Source organism: Streptomyces sp. NPDC053431, from assembly GCF_044544925.1.
Taxonomy (GTDB): domain Bacteria; phylum Actinomycetota; class Actinomycetes; order Streptomycetales; family Streptomycetaceae; genus Streptomyces.
Window position 1 is genome coordinate 146,465 of sequence record NZ_JBITXX010000015.1, and the last position, 17,407, is coordinate 163,871.

Annotated in this window: 16 protein-coding genes and 1 pseudogene; 5 read left to right on the forward strand and 12 right to left on the reverse strand. The window is 74.6% G+C overall.

Annotated features, from left to right (window positions below; translation table 11 throughout):
• Positions 1-69: 69 nt before the first annotated feature.
• From ACIGXE_RS29215 to ACIGXE_RS29240, 6 genes are all read right to left on the reverse strand, one after another.
• The gene (locus ACIGXE_RS29215) at positions 70-2,937 is read right to left on the reverse strand and encodes a type 2 lanthipeptide synthetase LanM family protein (protein ID WP_399751882.1); all 2,868 of its coding nucleotides are present in this window, start codon (positions 2,935-2,937) and stop codon (positions 70-72) included.
• A 155-nt stretch (positions 2,938-3,092) separates the two neighbouring features.
• A complete protein-coding gene (locus ACIGXE_RS29220) occupies positions 3,093-3,296 on the reverse strand; it encodes a DUF6229 family protein (protein ID WP_399751884.1) in 204 nt (67 codons plus the stop codon).
• 422 nt (positions 3,297-3,718) lie between these two features.
• On the reverse strand, positions 3,719-4,465 hold the full coding sequence (locus ACIGXE_RS29225) for a tyrosine-protein phosphatase (RefSeq protein WP_399751885.1): 747 nt from the start codon (positions 4,463-4,465) through the stop codon (positions 3,719-3,721).
• Positions 4,466-4,568: 103 nt separating this feature from the next.
• On the reverse strand, positions 4,569-5,177 hold the full coding sequence (locus ACIGXE_RS29230; protein WP_399751915.1) for a helix-turn-helix domain-containing protein: 609 nt from the start codon (positions 5,175-5,177) through the stop codon (positions 4,569-4,571).
• A 145-nt stretch (positions 5,178-5,322) separates the two neighbouring features.
• Complete coding sequence (locus ACIGXE_RS29235) at positions 5,323-6,033, reverse strand: response regulator (protein WP_399751886.1); 711 nt, start codon at positions 6,031-6,033, stop codon at positions 5,323-5,325.
• Positions 6,030-7,988, reverse strand: a complete 1,959-nt coding sequence (locus ACIGXE_RS29240; RefSeq protein ID WP_399751887.1) for an ATP-binding protein — start codon at positions 7,986-7,988, stop codon at positions 6,030-6,032. Before ACIGXE_RS29240 ends, ACIGXE_RS29235 begins: the two co-directional genes overlap by 4 nt.
• A 309-nt stretch (positions 7,989-8,297) precedes the next feature.
• Here ACIGXE_RS29240 and ACIGXE_RS29245 point away from each other — a divergent pair, with 309 nt between their 5' ends.
• Entirely contained in the window at positions 8,298-9,707 is a 1,410-nt protein-coding gene (locus ACIGXE_RS29245; protein ID WP_399751916.1) for a cation:dicarboxylate symporter family transporter, read from the forward strand.
• A 982-nt stretch (positions 9,708-10,689) separates the two neighbouring features.
• Here the strand turns inward: ACIGXE_RS29245 and ACIGXE_RS29250 are convergent.
• Positions 10,690-11,568, reverse strand: a complete 879-nt coding sequence (locus ACIGXE_RS29250; protein WP_399751888.1) for an aldo/keto reductase — start codon at positions 11,566-11,568, stop codon at positions 10,690-10,692.
• Positions 11,568-12,473, reverse strand: coding sequence for an NAD-dependent epimerase/dehydratase family protein (locus ACIGXE_RS29255; protein WP_399751889.1), 906 nt, complete (start codon positions 12,471-12,473; stop codon positions 11,568-11,570). Before ACIGXE_RS29255 ends, ACIGXE_RS29250 begins: the two co-directional genes overlap by 1 nt.
• Positions 12,474-12,518: 45 nt before the next feature.
• Between ACIGXE_RS29255 and ACIGXE_RS29260 the strand changes: the two genes are divergently transcribed.
• From ACIGXE_RS29260 to trxA, 4 genes are all read left to right on the forward strand, one after another.
• Positions 12,519-13,040 carry an Lrp/AsnC family transcriptional regulator gene (locus tag ACIGXE_RS29260; protein ID WP_399751891.1) on the forward strand — a complete coding sequence of 174 codons (522 nt, stop codon included), beginning with the start codon at positions 12,519-12,521 and terminating at the stop codon, positions 13,038-13,040.
• 100 nt (positions 13,041-13,140) lie between these two features.
• Positions 13,141-13,338: a hypothetical protein gene (locus tag ACIGXE_RS29265; RefSeq protein WP_399751892.1), complete on the forward strand. Its 198-nt coding sequence runs from the start codon at positions 13,141-13,143 to the stop codon at positions 13,336-13,338.
• 59 nt (positions 13,339-13,397) lie between these two features.
• Positions 13,398-13,814: a MerR family transcriptional regulator gene (locus tag ACIGXE_RS29270; protein ID WP_399751893.1), complete on the forward strand. Its 417-nt coding sequence runs from the start codon at positions 13,398-13,400 to the stop codon at positions 13,812-13,814.
• Positions 13,815-13,816: 2 nt separating this feature from the next.
• Positions 13,817-14,167: a thioredoxin gene (gene trxA, locus ACIGXE_RS29275; protein WP_399751894.1), complete on the forward strand. Its 351-nt coding sequence runs from the start codon at positions 13,817-13,819 to the stop codon at positions 14,165-14,167.
• Positions 14,168-14,210: 43 nt separating this feature from the next.
• On the opposite strand, the gene ACIGXE_RS29280 is transcribed toward trxA, so the two are convergent.
• From ACIGXE_RS29280 to ACIGXE_RS29295, 4 genes and pseudogenes are all read right to left on the reverse strand, one after another.
• Complete coding sequence (locus tag ACIGXE_RS29280; RefSeq protein ID WP_399751895.1) at positions 14,211-15,119, reverse strand: squalene/phytoene synthase family protein; 909 nt, start codon at positions 15,117-15,119, stop codon at positions 14,211-14,213.
• Between the two features lie 37 nt (positions 15,120-15,156).
• The gene (gene thrS, locus ACIGXE_RS29285) at positions 15,157-16,374 is read right to left on the reverse strand and encodes a threonine--tRNA ligase (RefSeq protein WP_399751917.1); all 1,218 of its coding nucleotides are present in this window, start codon (positions 16,372-16,374) and stop codon (positions 15,157-15,159) included.
• Between the two features lie 205 nt (positions 16,375-16,579).
• On the reverse strand, positions 16,580-16,849 hold the full coding sequence (locus ACIGXE_RS29290; RefSeq protein ID WP_399751918.1) for a S1 RNA-binding domain-containing protein: 270 nt from the start codon (positions 16,847-16,849) through the stop codon (positions 16,580-16,582).
• 3 nt (positions 16,850-16,852) lie between these two features.
• Positions 16,853-17,401: pseudogene (locus ACIGXE_RS29295) on the reverse strand (DUF6817 domain-containing protein); the annotation flags it as partial.
• Between the last annotated feature and the right edge of the window lie 6 nt (positions 17,402-17,407).

Sequence of the window (17,407 nt, forward strand, 5' to 3'; positions counted from 1 at the left end):
CCGCCGTCTCGGTGCGGACGCCCGCCCCGGCTCCCGGCTCCCGGCCGGCGGACGGGCGCCGGGCGGTCCTCATGGCGTCTCTCGTCGGTCCGGCCGGCTCGCCCCCGGCTCCGGTCCCGCCGGGAGGCCCAGGAGCAGGGGCGAGCTCAGCCGGGCGTCCGGATGCATGCCGAGCAGGTGGTGCACCACCCCGGACAGGCCGGGGAGCAGCCCGGGTGCGAACGCCTCCTTGGCCAGGCCGCCGACCGGACCGCGCTGCTCGATGCCGGTGATCAACTCGCCGTCGGCCTCCGCGGCGGACGGTCCCGCGTAGCCCTCCAGACCGCGCAGCCGGCGCAGCAGCTCCGAGAGCCCGAGGTCTCCGTGACAGAGGGTGTGGCTCCAGCCGAACCCCTCGCGCAGGCCGGCCGGCCCCGAGCGGAGCGCGGTGCCGAGGTGGCGGGGATCGCCCGTGCGCGCGTGGAGGTCGACGGCGGCCAGGCCGATGCCCGTACTCCCGTGGCACCACGCGGTGGGGTACTCGACGTCGCCTCCGATCCGCGCGTCGGTCCAGGCGGGCACCTCCGGCGCGTACAGCGACTCCTCGAAGTCCTGGGCCCGCGCGCCGAGTTCGCGCCACCGGCGGCGGTCGGCCGCGCTCCCGGCGGCGGAGAGGGAGAGCCGGGTGAGCGCCCATCCCGCGCCGGTGGCGCCATGGGCGAATCCGCCGATGCCCTCCGGGAACATCACCGTCGACCACCGCGCCCCGCGGTCGTTGACGACCGCCGTCCGCTCCAGATGCCGGCCGGCTTCCGCGGCGACGGCCAACCACCTTTCCTCTGCGGTGAGTTCGGCGAGGCCGAGCAGCGGCACCGGCACCCCGGCGGCGCCGCTGAGCACGTCCAGGGCCCGGTCCTCGGCGAGTGCCTCCGGGGTGAGCAGCGCGGCCCTGCCCCGGGCGCGGTCCAGCAGGTCCGGAGTCCCGAGCAGGCGGTGCAGCGCGCCCCAGGTCCACACCTGTGAGGCGATGCCGGTGAACCCGCCCAGCCGGCGGGTCGGCGTGGTGTCCTCGGTGGCGGCCAGCACCTCCAGGGTGCCGTCCAGGACGGACTCCAGCCCGGCCACCGGATCGGCCCGCCCGGCGCGCTGCTCCCGCAGGTACTCCGCCAGGGCGAGGGCGACGCCGCCCTGCCCGGTGTAGAGGTCCGCGTCGAGCGGGCGGATCGCCCAGCCGTGGTCCGTGAGCACCGGACTGATCCAGGTCGCCGTGGCGTCGGCACCGCGCACGGCCGCCGCGCAGACCGTCCGTACGACCTCGGCCGCCAGCACGCGCCGGCGCCGGTCCAGGTCCTCGGCGTGCGGGGACCGGGCGGGCGTCCGCACCCGGTCGGGAAGCCGGCGCTCGTTCAGGTAGGCGCCGACCAGCGCGCTGCGGATGGTGTCCCGTTCACGGTCGAGGTCGGCGCGCCGCCACTCCGTCAGGAAGGTGGCCGTCCGCCGCTCGTCCACCCGCTCCTCGAACACGGGGACGTCGCCGACCAGGAGGTCCGCGATCTCCTGGTCGATCACCGCCTGCTCGCGGGGCGCGCCCGGCGCGGCCAGGGCGTTGCGGTGCAGGATGTCGCGGGCCCGCGCCCGGGCGGCGTCGGGGCCGTGCAGCGACGCCGGGTGCCACAGCATCCGGCCGATGTCCGTGTAGGTCTGGGTGGGGCGCCGGATCCTGCGGACCCGGCAGCCGGCGAACCCGCGCACCAGCGTGCCGAGGGCGCCGTCCGCGTCGAGCTCCGCCAGGGCTCCGGTGACCTCGTCGAAGCCGGCCAGCACCCGGTCCCAGTGGCGGATCAGTACCGGCTCCGGGCTGGGGTGGTTGCGGGCGGGCGGCAGCTCCACCTCGCCGATCTCCAGCCGTGCGGTGTCCCGTCCGCCGTCCGTGATGACCGGGACGCGGATGCGCGGCTGCTGACCGGGCAGGCCGCCCGCGGCCGAGAGGTCCACGCCGGCGAGGGCGTAGCCGTCGGTGCGCAGAGGGAGGATCCCGGTGCGCAGCACGGTGCCGCGGATCGTCCGGGCCGCCCGGTCCACGGCGTCGCCGCGCCCGCTCGGCGGGACCTCGACGTCCGGGGTGAAGAGGGCCTCGGCGTCGACCACGGCGGGCATCGGGCCGTGCGCCACCAGGTTCTCGGCGTGCAGGTCGGTCCCGCCGAGCAGCCGCATCACCGCCAGCCAGCCGCCCAGGGCGCGGTAGAAGCGGGCGAGTTCGGCCTCGTCCCGGCAGTAGCGGTGACCGAGGTGCTCGGCCCAGCCGTAGCCGTCCCGGACCACCACCCTCGGCACGCCCAGGTCCTCGGCGCCGGGGACGGCGGCGACGAAGGAACGGAGCGCGGCGTCCACCTCCACCGGCCGCGGCTTGTACATGAGGGCGGCGGTCCCGAAGACCAGCCGGGCCACCGCCCGTCCTCCGTGGTGGGTGTCCCCCCGGGCGAGCTCCAGGCCGCGCAGCGGTCCCGGATCGTCGCCGAGCAGACCGGCCACGGCCCGCCGGTCGGCGGCGAACCGGACCCCGAGCTCCAGGGCGCCCTCGATCAGCAGGCGCCCGGAGGCGAGGCCCCGCGGGTGCAGCGCCGGATACCGCCGGCGCAGGGTCTCGGCGAAGCCGGGGGCGCAGGCGTGCCGGAGGAAGGCGTCCCAGCGCGCGGACGGGTCCGCGCCGGGCAGTTCGCCGGCCAGGGAGGCGGCCCGCAGTTCCAGCAGGAGCACCCGGTTCAGCCGGAGCTGGAGGGTGCGGCGCAGCGCCTCGCGCGTCGCCTCGCGCAGGACCTCCCGCTCGTCGGGGGCCAGCCCGGAGATCCCGGGGATCCGGCCGTCCAGCTCCGCGAACAGCGGTCCCGCGAAGGTGTCCACCGGCCCGGCGAACCACCCCTCGGGCGGCGGCCCTTCGGACGGTCGGGCCTCTGCCACCGGTTCCACCATGCTGTGTCCTCTCCTGACGGCTGGGGCGGGCTTCTCACGACCGCGCCGGCCGGGCCCCCACGGGCCGGCCGGCGCGGGCCGGGGAACCCGTACGGGTTCCCCGGGTGGTGCGTCCGGTGCGTCGGGTGCCGTACGGCGGTTCGTCAGCAGCAGTAGCTGTGCCACGAGCCGGTACAGCTGCTGCACCCGGTGAGCAGCGCCTCGGTGCCGTCGGTCAGCGCGGCCTCTCCGGCGGCACCGCCGACGTAGAGCGGGCCGGCCGGGTTGTCGGCACCGAAGGCCGTCTCGGCGCCCTGGAGCCAGGCGGTGACGATCTCTGCCGTACGCGTCATGGACATGACAGGCATAGGAGTCCTCCTACGAATCGCCGGAAATGCACGGGGCTACAGAATCCACCGGAGGAACCGCATCCGGGATCTGCCAGAACCGGCCAATCGCCGAAGGGACGTCCGGGCGCTCTCCGCGGTGGTCCACAAGCCGCGGCGGGGCCGCCGGGGGGACGGCCGGCGGGACGGCCGTCGCCCCGCGCGGCGCGAGGTGAGCGAGGGTGGCGGGCGGTGTCCGGCCCGGCCGGGCGGGGCCGGCCCGCGGACCCGCGGCGTACGGGGACCGCGCCCGTCAAGGGCAACGGCCCACGCACATCCGGCCATTCACCGTCCGGCAGGCGGACACCGCGTACCTTTCGGTGGCCGCGTCCGGACGCGGAACCGGTCGTGGAACCGGTCCACGGCACCGAGCGAGGGACCGGTCCATGGACCCGACCGCGGACTTAGGAGGCGGGCTCCACGAGGCGGGCCCGGAGGGCGGTCACGACCGCCGGGTCCAGGCCCACATGGCCGGTGACGTACGCGTGGACCGAGCCGTACTCCGCCCGGAGGTCCGCGAGAACCAGGCGCATCACCTCGGCGGGCGCACGCCCGAAGCCGGGCCAGCGCAGTTCGCGGTCCGGGTGGGCGGCCTTCCAGTCGGTGATGAACCGTTCCGTGGCCAGCTCCGTCAGCGCGAAGTCGGCCAGGATCTGCTCGTCCGACACGTCGAGCAGCCCCAGGACCAGGGCCGCGAGCAGGCCGGTGCGGTCCTTGCCCGCGGCGCAGTGGAAGACCAGCGGCCCCTCGGCCGTGGCGATGATCTCCAGGGCCTCGCGCAGTTCGGCCCTGCCGTCGAGGGCGACCTCGGCGAACCGGTCGGCGAGATAGCGCCACGGGTCGAGCGCCGGATCGATCGCGGTCTGGTCGTACGGCCGGTGCTCGATGCTCAGGTTGTGCCAGCGCTGCGGCTCGCTCTCGGGGTGGCGGCCCCGGGCCTCGATCTCCCACGGGTAGCGCAGGTCGATCACGGTGGCGATGTTCAGCTCCCGGAAGCGCTCCAGATCGGCGCGCGCGTCGGGGCCCGCGAGCTTGCCGAGGGAGTCGGAGCGGTAGAGGGTCTCCCACCGCACGGTCCCGCCGTCGGCGGTCCGATAGCCGCCCAGGTCACGGAAGTTGTGGAGCCGTTCGAACGGTATGTGTCGTCTCACGCGGCCAATGTACGGGCCGTTCGCGGGAGTCGGGCCCGTGGACGGACACGCCCGGCGCCTGTCCGGCTCCGGCGGATCAGGGCCGTCGGGCCCTGGCGGCGCCCTAGCGGCCGACGAGGGCCCAGAAGTGCTCGGTGATCTCGTCGAGGTACGCCCGGCCCGCGTCGCCCGTCGAGGCGGAGGCGCCCCAGCTGCTCGTGGCGGCCATCTTGGCGTGGTAGTCGGTGTGCAGGCGCTGCAGCGCGTCCTCCACCGTCCGCTTCGGCAGCGGCAGCAGCTTGATCACCGGTTTCACATAGGCCTGCCAGCGGGTGGTCGCCGCGTCGCGCAGCAGCTCGCGCAGCTTCTCGTCGCCGCCGGTCGCGGCGAGCAGGGCACGCGAGTCGAGGCCCAGGACCTCGGCGAGGGCGGCGGTCTGGCGCTCGTTGCCGCGCCAGCGCCCACCGTCCTCCATGCGCTGGTACGCGGCGGGGTCCATGCCGATCCGGCGGGCCAGGTCCTCCGGGGCGAGACCCCGGGCGATCCGGTGTTCCCGGAGGGTGGTGGCGGAGGTGAGGAGCTCGACGGGGGAACACCAGAGCACGCCCGCGAGGGCGGTGAGTTCCTGAGAGGTGGGGGCGAGCCGGCCGCGCTCCCAGGCGACGACGGTCTCGGGCCCTATGTAGAGGCCGTACTGGGCCCGCAGGCCGTAGGCGACATGGTCGGGGCCCATGCCGAGCCCCTCGCGCAGACGGCGCGCGGCGAGGGCGTTGAAGGGAGGAGAGGGTTGGTGCACCCCGCCACCGTAGATGCGGAGGGTGATCGTTAGCTACGGTGCGTTCACCCAACGCTGATGGTCGTAGGAACGTCGGAACCGATCAGTAACCGCGCGTGCCGCCCTCCGTCGCGCTGAGCCACCGGTACTGGAGCTCCGGGCGCCCGATCTGACCGTACTGCGGCGCCCGGGCGGCCCGGCCCGCGCCGACCAGGTGCTCCAGATAGCGACGGGCGGTGATCCGCGAGATGCCGACGGCCGCGCCCGCCTCCGCCGCCGTGAGCCCCTCGGGAGCGGCCCGCAGCGAACGCGTCACCGCCTCCAGGGTGGGGCCGCTCAGGCCCTTGGGCAGCGCGGCGGGCTGCGGGGCGCGGAGCGTCGCGAGCGCCCGGTCCACCTCGTCCTGCCCGGAGGCCTCGCCGGCGGCCGCCCGGAACTCGGCGTACCGGGCGAGCCGGTCGCGCAGGGTCGCGAAGGTGAACGGCTTCAGGACGTACTGCACGACGCCGAGCGACACCCCCTCGCGCACGATCGCGAGATCGCGCGCCGAGGTCACGGCGATCACGTCCGCCGCGTGCCCGGCGGCCCGCAGGGCCCGCAGCAGGTGCAGCCCGTGCCCGTCGGGCAGATAGAGGTCGAGCAGGATCAGGTCGACCGGCATCCGTTCGAGCACCCGCAGCGCCGCGGCCCGCGAGTGCGCCACCCCGACCACCGTGAACCCGGCCACCCGGCCCGCGTACAGCGCGTGCGCGTCGGCGGCGACGGGGTCGTCCTCGACCACGAGGACGCGGATGTCCTGCCCGCCGGCACTCACGCGCCCACCTCCACGGCCACCGGGGCGGCCACCGGGGCGCCCAGCGGCAGCCGGACGGTGAACTCAGCGCCGCCCAGGGGCGATTCGCCCACCGAGAGGGTCCCCGAGGCCCGGGTCACGGCCTGCTGCACCAGCGCCAGCCCGAGCCCCCGCCCGGGCCCCCGCGTCGACCACCCACGATCCAGCACGGCCCCCCGCTCCTCGACCCGCACTCCGGGCCCGCTGTCCCCGACCCGCAGCAACAACTCCCCGCCGTCGGCGAGCGCGGTCACCAGAACACGCGCGCCCCGGGCCCCCTCCGCCCGGGGCTCGGCGAGGGAACCGGGGGTGTGGGGCGGGACCGCGCAGGGGGAGGGGGAAGGGGAGGGCAGGGGGAAGGGGGAGGAGGGGAAGGGGGGTGCGGGTTCCGCCGGGCGGAGGGGGGTGGCGGGGCCGGCGGGGCCGAAGGCGGGGGTGGCGGGGCCGAAGGGGGTGGCGGGGTCGGGGGTGGTGGGGCCCGGCGTGGGCGCCGGGATTGCGGGGGCCGCCAGGGTCGCCAGGTCCGTCGGCGCGGCCAGGGTCGCCGGGGGCGTCGGCGTGGCCAGGGTCGCCGGGGGCGGGAGGGCGCAGGTGTCGCCGGCCGCCTCGACCGCGTTGTCGATCAGGTTGCCGAGGATCGTCACCAGGTCGCGCGAGGGCAGCGACACCGGCAGGACGCCGTCGTCGATGCGGCTGTCCTCCGTCAGGACCAGCTCCACGCCGCGCTCGTTCGCCTGGGCGGCCTTGCCGAGGAGGAGGGCGGCGAGGACCGGCTCGCCGACCGCGCTCACCACGCGGTCGGTCAGCGCCTGCGCCAGCTCCAGTTCGGCCGTGGCGAAGCCGACCGCCTCGTCGACCCGCCCCAGTTCGATGAGCGAGACGACGGTGTGCAGGCGGTTCGCGGCCTCGTGGGCCTGGGAGCGGAGCGCCTCCGTGAAGCCGCGCTCCGAGTCCAGCTCGCCCGACAGCGCCTGGAGTTCGGTCCGGTCCCGCAGCGTGACCACGGTGCCGCGGCGCTCCCCGCCGACCACCGGACGCGTGTTGACGACCAGCACCCGCTCGTCCGTCAGGTGCAGCTCGTCCACCCGCGGCTCCGAGGACAGGAGCGCCCCCGTCAACGCCGCCGGCAGCCCGAGCTCGGCCGCCGACCGGCCGACCACGTCCTCGCCCGCCAGGCCCAGCAACGCCCGTGCCCCGTCGTTGATCAGAGCGATCCGCCGCTGCCCGTCCAGCATCACCAGCCCCTCGTGCACGGCGTGCAGCGCGGCCTCGTGGTAGTCGTGCATGCGGCTCAGCTCGGTCGCGTTCATGCCCTTGGTGTGCCGGCGCAGCCGCACGTTGATGACGTACGTGCCCGCCCCGCCGAGCGCGAGCGCCGCACCCGCCATCCCGAGCAGCGCGGTGACCTGCTCGCGTACCTGCTCGCTGATCTTCTCGATGGTGATCCCGGCGCTGACGAGGGCGATGACCCTGCCGTGGTCGTCCTTGTCGACGACCGGCGCGACCGTGCGTACCGAGGGGCCGAGCACGCCCATGTGGATCTCGGAGAAGGTCTCCCCGCGCACGGCGCGGTCGGTGTGCCCGAGGTACGTCCGGCCTATCTGCTCCGGCTCGGGGTGCGTCCACCGTGTGCCGTCCGGCGCCATGATCACCACGAACGTGACGCCCGCGTGCCGGCGCAGCCCCTCCGTGTACGGCTGGAGCGCGGCGGTCGGGTCCACGGTGCCGGCCGAGCGCGCCGCCGCGACCACCGCGGGCGACTCGGCGACGGCCGTCGCGGTCGCCGTGGACTGCCGGCGCGCGGTCTCCTCGGCCTGGGCGCGGTCCGTCACGTACGCGAAGACCGCGCATCCCGCGACGACGGCCGCCACGAGCACGACCTGCATCGCGAAGAGCTGGGCTGCGAGGCTGCGCGGGCGGGGGAGGGGGAGACGCATGCGAGCAAGTGTGCCTGGCCCGATTTGCTCCCTCGTACCGCGCGCCCGAATCGTTCCTGGAACGAGACGAACACCGTTCGCGCCGGGCGGGACCGGAGCCTCCGGCCCTGTTCCGGCCCGGTTCCGGCCCTGTTCCGGTCCGGCTCCGGCCCGGTTCCCGGCCAGTTCCGGTCTGGCTCCGGCCCGGTTCCCGGCCAGTTCCGGGCCTGCTCCCGCCTGGGCCCGGCGCTGTTCCGGCCCTCTTCCGGCCGCTTCGACGTGGCCGCCGTGAACGAAACGTACGCAAGCGTGACCGGGCTCACAGGCGTGATGGATAGTCGCGGGGTCCACCGGGACGTGGACACCCCTGAGTACGAGGAGGACCCCGTGGCCGCACGTCGGGACCGCACCCACTATCTGTATCTGGCCGTGATCGGCGCCGTCCTGCTCGGCATCGCCGTCGGCTTCCTGGCGCCCGGCGTCGCCGTCGAGCTCAAGCCGCTCGGCACCGGATTCGTCAACCTGATCAAGATGATGATCTCGCCGATCATCTTCTGCACGATCGTGCTGGGCGTCGGTTCGGTGCGCAAGGCCGCCAAGGTCGGCGCGGTGGGCGGCCTCGCCCTCGGCTACTTCCTGGTCATGTCGACCGTCGCCCTCGCCATCGGCCTCGTCGTCGGCAACATCCTGGAGCCCGGCTCCGGCCTCCACCTCACCAAGGACCTCGCCGAGGCCGGCGCCAAGCAGGCGGAGGGCGCGAGCGAGGGCACGGCCGACTTCCTCCTCGGGATCATCCCCAAGACGATCGTCTCCGCGTTCACCGAGGGCGAGGTCCTCCAGACCCTGCTCGTCGCCCTCCTCGCGGGCTTCGCGCTCCAGGCGATGGGCTCCGCGGGCGAGCCGGTGCTGCGCGGCATCGGGCACATCCAGCGGCTGGTCTTCCGCATCCTCGCGATGATCATGTGGGCCGCGCCGGTGGGCGCGTTCGGCGCGATGGCCGCGGTGGTCGGCGCGACGGGCGCGGCCGCGCTGAAGTCGCTCGCCGTCATCATGATCGGCTTCTACGTGACCTGCGCGCTCTTCGTGTTCGTCGTGCTCGGCACGCTGCTCCGTCTCGTCGCGGGCGTGAACATCTTCTCCCTCCTCAAGTACCTCGGCCGCGAGTTCCTGCTGATCCTGTCGACCTCCTCCTCCGAGTCGGCGCTGCCGCGCCTCATCGCGAAGATGGAGCACCTGGGTGTCAGCAAGCCGGTCGTCGGCATCACCGTCCCGACCGGCTACTCCTTCAACCTGGACGGCACCGCGATCTATCTGACGATGGCCTCGCTCTTCGTCGCCGAGGCGATGGGCGACCCGCTGTCGATCGGTGAGCAGATCTCTCTTCTCGTCTTCATGATCATCGCTTCGAAGGGCGCGGCGGGCGTCACCGGTGCGGGCCTCGCCACCCTCGCGGGCGGGCTCCAGTCGCACCGGCCCGAACTCGTCGACGGGGTCGGCCTGATCGTGGGCATCGACCGCTTCATGAGCGAGGCCCGCGCCCTCACCAACTTCGCGGGCAACGCGGTCGCCACGGTGCTCGTCGGCACGTGGACCAAGGAGATCGACAAGGCGCGGGTGGCGGAGGTGCTGGCGGGGGGCGCCCCGTTCGACGAGACGACGTTCGTCGACGACGCCCACGGCACCGCGGTGCCGGACCAGCGTGCCGACGGCGGCGAGGAGAAGGCGCGCGCCGGCGTCTGACAGACCCCGGGTCCCGGGCCTTGAGCCGGATCCGGGCCCCGGCCACAGAACGCCCCCGCCCAAAAGGCCCACGGGGGCGTTCCGTGCGTCCGCCGTCGCCGACGACCTCCGCCCCGGCCGGCGCCGGCCTGTACGGGCCCCACCCCGGGACCGTCGCCGACGGCCTCCTGCGGCGGTCGGCGCTGGCCGGTTCGGGTCCCGTTCCGGGACCGTCGCCGACGGCCTCCTGCCCCGGACGGCGCCGGCCGGTTCGGGCCCCGCCCCGGAACAGCCGCCGACGGCCTCCTGCCCCGGACGGCGCCGGGCCCGTACGGGTCCCGTTCCCCCCGGACGGCGCCGGCCTGTACCGGCCCCGCCCCGGTCCGCGTGCCCGCCCCTCCGGCGGCCCGTACGGGCCCCACCCCGGGACCGTCGCCTGCGCGCCCGCCCCTCCGGCGGGCCGCCGGCCCCATGGGCGCCCGCCCGCCCCACTCCGTGTGGGCAGTCGTCCCGCTGGGGCGGGACGGGTGGGCACACGGACGTTGCCCCTTGCCGGGCCTAGGCTCCCTGCGCCTTGACGCCGGCCCCTACGGGCGCCGCGCCTCACCCGTGGGCCCGCCGGGGTCCGGGGCCTCCGCGGGGGAGGGGTGCCCGGGCTGCGAGCTCCCCTTCGCTGCGCTCGGGGAGGTCGCCACCACGCCCGGGCACCCCCTCCCCCGCTCCGGCCCCGAACCCCTCCCCGTCGTTGCCGGGTGCGGGGGGTGGGGTGGTTGGCTCCGGCCCCGAACCCCTTCCCGCCGTTGCCGGGTGCGGGGGGTGGGGTGGTTGGCTCCGGCCCCGAACCCCTCCCCGTCGTTGCCGGGTGCGGGGGTGGAGTGGTGGGCTCCGGCCCCGGAGTGCTTCCCGTCGTTGCTGGGTGCGAGGGATGGGGTGGGCCCGCCGTTGCCGTCTGCGGATGCGGGGGGCCTCGGGCCGGATCGCCCGTCGGGGGCGGCCACGTCGATCAGTCGCCCAGCTCCCGCAACTCCTCCTGCGTGAGGTCCAGTTCGGTCGCCTCCGCCGAGTTCCTCGCCGTCTCCGGTCGGCTCGCCCCCGGGATCGGGAGGACGTGGCCCGGGCGGGCCAGGAGCCAGGCCAGGGCGACCTGTTGGGGGGTGACCCCGCGGGAGCGGGCCACGCGGTGGAAGGCGGCGAAGCGGGGGTCCGGCTCCTGCCGGCCGGCGCCGTCGAGCGCGCTGCGGGAGATGCCGCCCAGCGGGCTCCACGGGAGGAAGGCCAGGCCGAGTTCCGCGCACAGCCGGAGCTCGGGTTCCGCGTCGCGGACCGCCGGCGAGTAGCGGTTCTGGACCGACACCAGCCGGTCGCCCAGGATCTCCCGCGCCAGGAGGATCTGGTCGCGGTCCACGTTGGAGACACCGGCCACCCGCACCGTACCCGCGTCCAGCAACTCCCGTACCGCTCCCAGCGATTCCGCGTACGGCACCGCCGGATCCGGCTTGTGGAGCTGGTAGAGCCCGATCGCCGGCACCCCGAGCCGCCGGGCGGAGGCCTCCGCCGCGCGCCGCAGGTGCTCCGGCCGCCCGTCGACGGTCCAGCCGCCGTCGGCGCTCCGGCCGCGGCCGCCCTTGGTGGCGACGAGCACCGCGTCCCGCTCACCGCCGTACGTGGCGAGGGCCCGGGCGACCAGGCGCTCGTTCGCGCCGGTCTCGCCGTTCGGCGGGTGGTACGAGTCCGCCGTGTCGAGCAGCGTCACCCCCGCGTCCAGCGAGGCATGGACGGTCGCGAGGGCGCGGGCCTCGTCGGGGTGCCCCTCGATGGAGAGGGGCATCGCGCCGAGCCCGATCGCGCTGACGGTCAGGTCACCGAGGGCGCGGTAGCGCATCAGGCCGCCCTCCCCGACACCGCGAGCGTCTCGGAAAGGGCCTTCCGCCGCCATTCCGAGGAATGCGGGAAGTGATATCCGAGTGATTCCGCCCGGGAATTCGACATCACGTAGGAGCGCGCGAAGGAGAAGGGGGAGACCTCGCCCACCTCCACCTCCTGGAAGACCGTCCGGCCGCCGACCATTTCCTCGATCTCCGCGCAGATCTCCGCCGTCGTCAGCGGGCCGTGGGAATGCGCGTTCACCGGCCCGGTGAATTCCGCCTCCACCGCCCACGCGAGAAACGCGGCGATCTCCTCGACGTACACGTACGTCGCCGGCCGGTTCGCGACCGGTACGGCGATCGGCTCGCCCGCCCGGATCCGCCGCGCGTAGTGCTCGACCCGCCCGGTGAAGTCGTCCGTGCCGCCCAGCACATGCGCCACCCGCACCGAGGCCCACGCGAAGTCCGAGCCGGCCGCGAACACGGCCTCCGCCTGGCGCTTTCCCTCCCCGTAGTGGGACTCCAGGAATTCCGGGTCCTCCCACGGCAGGTCCGGGTCGACGGTCACGCCAGCCAGGTCGAGGACCTCCTCGGCGACCGGGACGGCCGAGTCCTCGTACTCGTACACCTCCACCGTCGAGGTCATCACATAGCGGCGGGTCCGGCCCGCGAAGACGCGGCGGGCGATCTCCGCCTGGCGCGGGGTGTAGCAGACCTGGTCGACGACGACGTCGAACGTGCGGTCGCCGAGGGCCTTTTCCAATGCCTTCTCGTCATTGCGGTCGGCCACCAGGGGAATGGTTCCCGCCGGGGTCGGCGAAGAGCCGCGGTTGAGTACGGTGACGCGATGGCCCGAATCGAGCAGTCGTCCTGTGAGGCGCTTTCCGAAATAGCGGTTGCCGCCGATGACCAGAATCTCCATGACCCCTAGTGTTACGGTGTGCGCTCGTCATCTGAAGGGGGAAACATGGGAGTCCAGGCCGTCTCGCCGAAGGAACCACGGTCGTCGCGCCCCGCCGCCGTCGAAACCCCGGCGGGCGCTTTCGACGCCGTCGACCGGCAGATCCTGGACCTGCTCCAGAGCGACGGACGCATCAAGTTCAGCGAGCTCGGCCGGCGCGTCCGGCTCAGCCCGGCCGCCGTCACCGAGCGGGTGCGCCGCCTGGAGGCCTGCGGCGCCGTCACCGGCTACGGCGCGCAGGTCGCCCCCGCCCGGCTCGGCTACGGCATCCAGGCCTTCATCCGCGTGAACCCGCACGGCGGCTACACCCTCAAGCACCCCCGCACCCTGGAGCTCGTCGCCCGCCCCGAGATCCGCGAGGTGCACCACGTGGTGGGCGAGGACTGCTGGATCCTCAAGGTCGCCGTGACCGACACGGTCCACCTGGAGGAGATCCTGGAACAGACCTCCGCGCTCGGCCGGACCACCACGTCGGTGGTGCTGTCGTCGCCCGTCGAGCGCAAGCCGCTGCTGCCGCCGGGCACTTGACAACGCGCCGCGGCCGCGGTTGGGATGAGGGAACTCACGTCGCGTGTCGGTCCGCGCTCGAAAGCGGAGACATGGAGGCAAGAGAACAGTAGGGACGGCTTTGCCTCTCCACTTCCACTCCCGCGTCATCGACGCGTTCCCCCACGCCGGCCGGCTCGGCGGCCCCTTCGACGACCACTGCCGCCCGCCCTCGCCGCCGCCGTCGGCCCCCTGCCCGAAGGGGTCACGCCGGAAGGCCACCGACCGGGGCATCCCCGTCGTCGCCCTCCACCGCAGCACAGAGCGGGCCGGCTCCTGAAGCCGACGGGCGCTTCCCTGCTTGCCTTGACGTGGGCGTCAAGGACTACGTTCGAGGACATGCGAATCGGCGAGCTGGCCGAGCGGGCGGGCACGACCACCCGGACTCTGCGCTACTACGAGTCCCGGGGCCTCCTGACCGCACGGCGTACGGAGAACGGCTACCGCACCTACGACGAGGAGGACCTGCGGGCCCTCCAGCAGATCCGGACCCTGCAGGACTTCGGGTTCGAGCTGGAGGAGACCCGGCCCTTCGTCGAGTGTCTGCGGGCGGGCCACCCGGCGGGCGACGCGTGCCCCGCGTCGATCGCCGTCTACCGGCGCAAGCTCGCCGAGCTCGACGGGCTCATCGAACAGCTGAGGACCGTCCGCGACCAGGTCGGCGCGCAGCTGCTGCGCGCGGAGGCGGAGCTGCCGGGCGGCCCCGAGCCGCTGTGCGAGCTGGGCCGGACGGAACACATCGGACAGGGAGGGTGAGGATGAAGATCCGAGCGGAGGGCGTGGCCGAGGTCACCGACGCCGACTTCACGGCGGAGGTGCTCGGAGCGGAGCCGCCGGTGCTCGTGGAGTTCACCGCGGACTGGTGCGGCCCGTGCCGCCAGCTGGCCCCGGTCGTGAGCGCGGTGGCGAAGGAGACGGCCGGCCGGCTGAAGGTCGTGCAGATCGACGCGGACACCAACCCGGACACCGTCTCCAGGTACGGCGTCCTGTCGATGCCGACCCTGATGGTGTTCCGGCAGGGCGAACCGGTGAAGTCGATGGTCGGCGCCCGCCCGAAGCGCCGGCTCCTGGTGGAGCTGTCGGACGTCCTGGAGCCGGTGGGCGCCTGATCTCGCCGCGTCCCGCACTCCGCCGGACCGCGCGTGCGGCGGTCTAGGACCCGCCGCGCGGGGTCCGGCGGGCCCGTGCCGCCGTCTCCCGCAGCAGCAGGACGGCGGCGGCCGGCGCCGACGGCCCGGATCCCCGCACCGCCAGGGCGGCGCCCGCGCGGCGCACGGCGGTGAGCCTGAGCCACTGGACGCCGACGAGGGCCCGTACGAAGGGCCGGTACGCCGGTTCCACCGCATCCGTGAGCGGGGCCGCCGCGGTCAGGTCGGCCGCGGCCCGTCCCGCCTGCTCCTCGACGAGCCGGTCCAGCGCCGCGCCGGGCCGGGTGAGGTCCGCGCCGTGGCGTGCCACCGCGTCGGCGGGGACGCCCGGCCGGCCCGCGCGCACGTCCTCGGCCAGGTCCTCCAGGAAGTCGAAGCGCTGCATGGCACGGATGAGACGGTGACAGGCGTCCGTGAACGCCGCCCGCTCCGACGCCTCCGCGGGTGCGAGCAGACAGGCCGTGAGCATCAGCGCCGGCAGCGAGTAGTCCCGTACGTAGCGCTCCAGTTCCGCGTCGTCCGCGAGGACCCGCCACGCGATCTCGTGCTCGCAGCCCCGCAGGAACTCCGCCACGTACGCCCGCACGTCCGGGTGGCGCTCGGCTGTGCGCACCAGGCACCGCAGCACGGGCAGTTCGGAGTCGCCGTCGGCGAACGCCTTCCGCACGAGCCGGTCCCACTCCGCGAGCGCGACCGCCCGCTGGTCCGGGGTCCCGCGGTCGATCCGGTCGTCGGTGTCGTGCATGAACGCGACGGCGGCCACGACGTGCGGCAGCAGCGCGGCCGGGAGCAGCAGCCGCGCGGCGGCGTACTCGGCCGTCGCGAACCTGCGTACCGCGCGCCGCTGCTCCGTGTAGTCCGCCCGCAGCCGGGGCTCCTTGACCCCGGCCCGGTCGAGGGCCCGCTTCCACATCCCGCACTCCTGTCGTCGTCGGCCGCGAGCCTACGTCCTAGTCGGCCCACAACTCGGTCGCGTGCGACTCCACCAGCCCGCTCACCCGGGCCAGGAGTTCCGCCGCCGGCAGGGGGTCGAGCCGGCGGCCGTCGCGGAGGCGTACGGAGACCTGGTCGGCGGCGGCCTCCTTGGCGCCGATGACCGCCTGGTACGGCACCAGCCGGGCCTCGCGGACGCGGGCGCCGAGGCTGCCGTGGTGCGGGCCGACGACCTCGGCCCGCAGGCCGAGTGCGGCGCAGCGTGCGGCGAGCCGGGCGGCGGCCTCGTGCTCGGCGTCGGAGACCGGCAGGACGGCGAGCTGGACCGGGGCCAGCCAGGCGGGGAGGGCGCCGGCGTGGTGTTCGACGAGGTGGGCCACGGCGCGTTCCACGCTGCCGATGACGGAGCGGTGGATCATCACGGGCCGGTGCCGGGCGCCGTCGGCCCCGATGTAGTGGAGGTCGAACTGTTCGGGCTGGTGGAAGTCGACCTGGACGGTGGAGAGGGTGGACTCGCGGCCGGCCGGATCGGCGACCTGCACGTCGATCTTCGGCCCGTAGAAGGCGGCCTCGCCCTCGGCCTCCTCGTAATCGAGCCCGGAGGCGCGCAGGACCTCGCGGAGGAGGGCGATCGAGCGCTCCCACTTCTCGGGCGCGGCCACGTACTTGCCGCCGGGGCCGGGCAGCGAGAGCCGGTAGCGGACGGGCACGACGCCCATGGCGGCGTGCGCCTCGCGGATCAGTCCGAGGGCGCCGGCGGCCTCCTCGGCGACCTGGTCGAGGGTGCAGAAGATGTGGGCGTCGTTGAGCTGGATGGCCCGGACACGGGTGAGTCCGCCGAGCACTCCGGACAGCTCGGAGCGGAACATGCCGCCCAACTCGGCCATCCGCAGCGGAAGTTCCCGGTAGCTGTGCGGGCGGGAGCGGAAGATGACCGCGTGGTGCGGGCAGAGGCTCGGCCGCAGCACGAACTGCTCGCCGCCGACCTCCATGGGCGGGAACATGTCGTCGCTGTAGTGCGACCAGTGCCCGGAGATCTCGTACAGCTCCCGTTTCCCGAGCACGGGCGAGTACACGTGCCGGTACCCGGCCCGCCGCTCGGCGCCGCGAACGTACTCCTCCAGCACGTGCCGTACGACGGCACCGTCCGGCAGCCAGTACGGCAGCCCGGCTCCGATCAGCGGATCGGTGTCGAACAGGTCGAGTTCCCGGCCCAGTCGGCGGTGGTCGGCGATCTTCTCGGCGCTCATGGTCACTCCTCGGTGCGGTGGGGGAGGAGCGAGTGCCCGGCCGACGCGACGAAGCCCCGGGGCACTCGCCCCGGGGCTTCGGACAAAGACAGCTGTCAGCGCGCCGGGACACTCTCCGGCGTCGTCGTGAGGACGGCAGCGCGCTTCATGCGGCAGACCGTAGCAGGGGGTCCGCCGGCCGCGCGCGGGATTATGCGGGCCGCGGGTTCTTCGCGGAGAGGGAGATCCGCTCCCGGTCGTGGTCGACGTCCAGCACCGTGACCCGTATCCCCTCGCCGACCGTGACGACGTCGGAGAGGCGGTCGTAGGGCCGCCAGGTCAGCTGGGACGCGTTGATCATGCCCTCCACGCCGCCCAGTTCGACGAAGACGCCGAAGTCCTCGATCCGGGAGACCACGCCGGGCAGGACCTCGTCCGTCCGGAGCCCCCGCAGGAACGCGCGCCGCCGCTCGCCGTCCAGGACGAGGAGTCCCTGGGCGTCCGCGAACGCCCGCTCGCTCAGCAGCGCCCGCCACCGGGTGAAGAGGCGCAGCAGGGGTCCGCCGTGGCGCTCGCGGAATTCCGGGTCCACCGCCGCGAGGTCCAGTTCGTTGGCCGCGGTGATTTCGGCGAAGTCCGCGCGGAGGCGGGCCGTGAGGAGGAATGTCGTGCCCGTGAATCGGTCGCGGAAGGGACTGCCGGGGATCGCCAGGCCCGGATAGGTGGCATTCCGGTCGCAGCTCGCGTAGAGGTGGACGAGTTCCTCCGCCTCCGGGCCGATCGCCGCCGCGAGCTCGGCGCGGCGGTCCGGCGGGAGCAGGCTCTGGGCGAAGCCGTCGGTGCCGTAGAAGGCGTGGCAGAGGCCGGCGAGGCGCAGGTCGGGGCGGGCGTCCCAGGCGGCGAGGCGGGCCTCGACGCGTTCGAGGTGGGCGAGCAGGGTGCCGCCGGGATGGTCGAGGGCGGCCGCGCCGTGGGTGGTGAGGAGGTCACGGGCCGCCGCGAAGGCGGCGGGGTCGGACGAGTCGCTTCCCATGGGGCA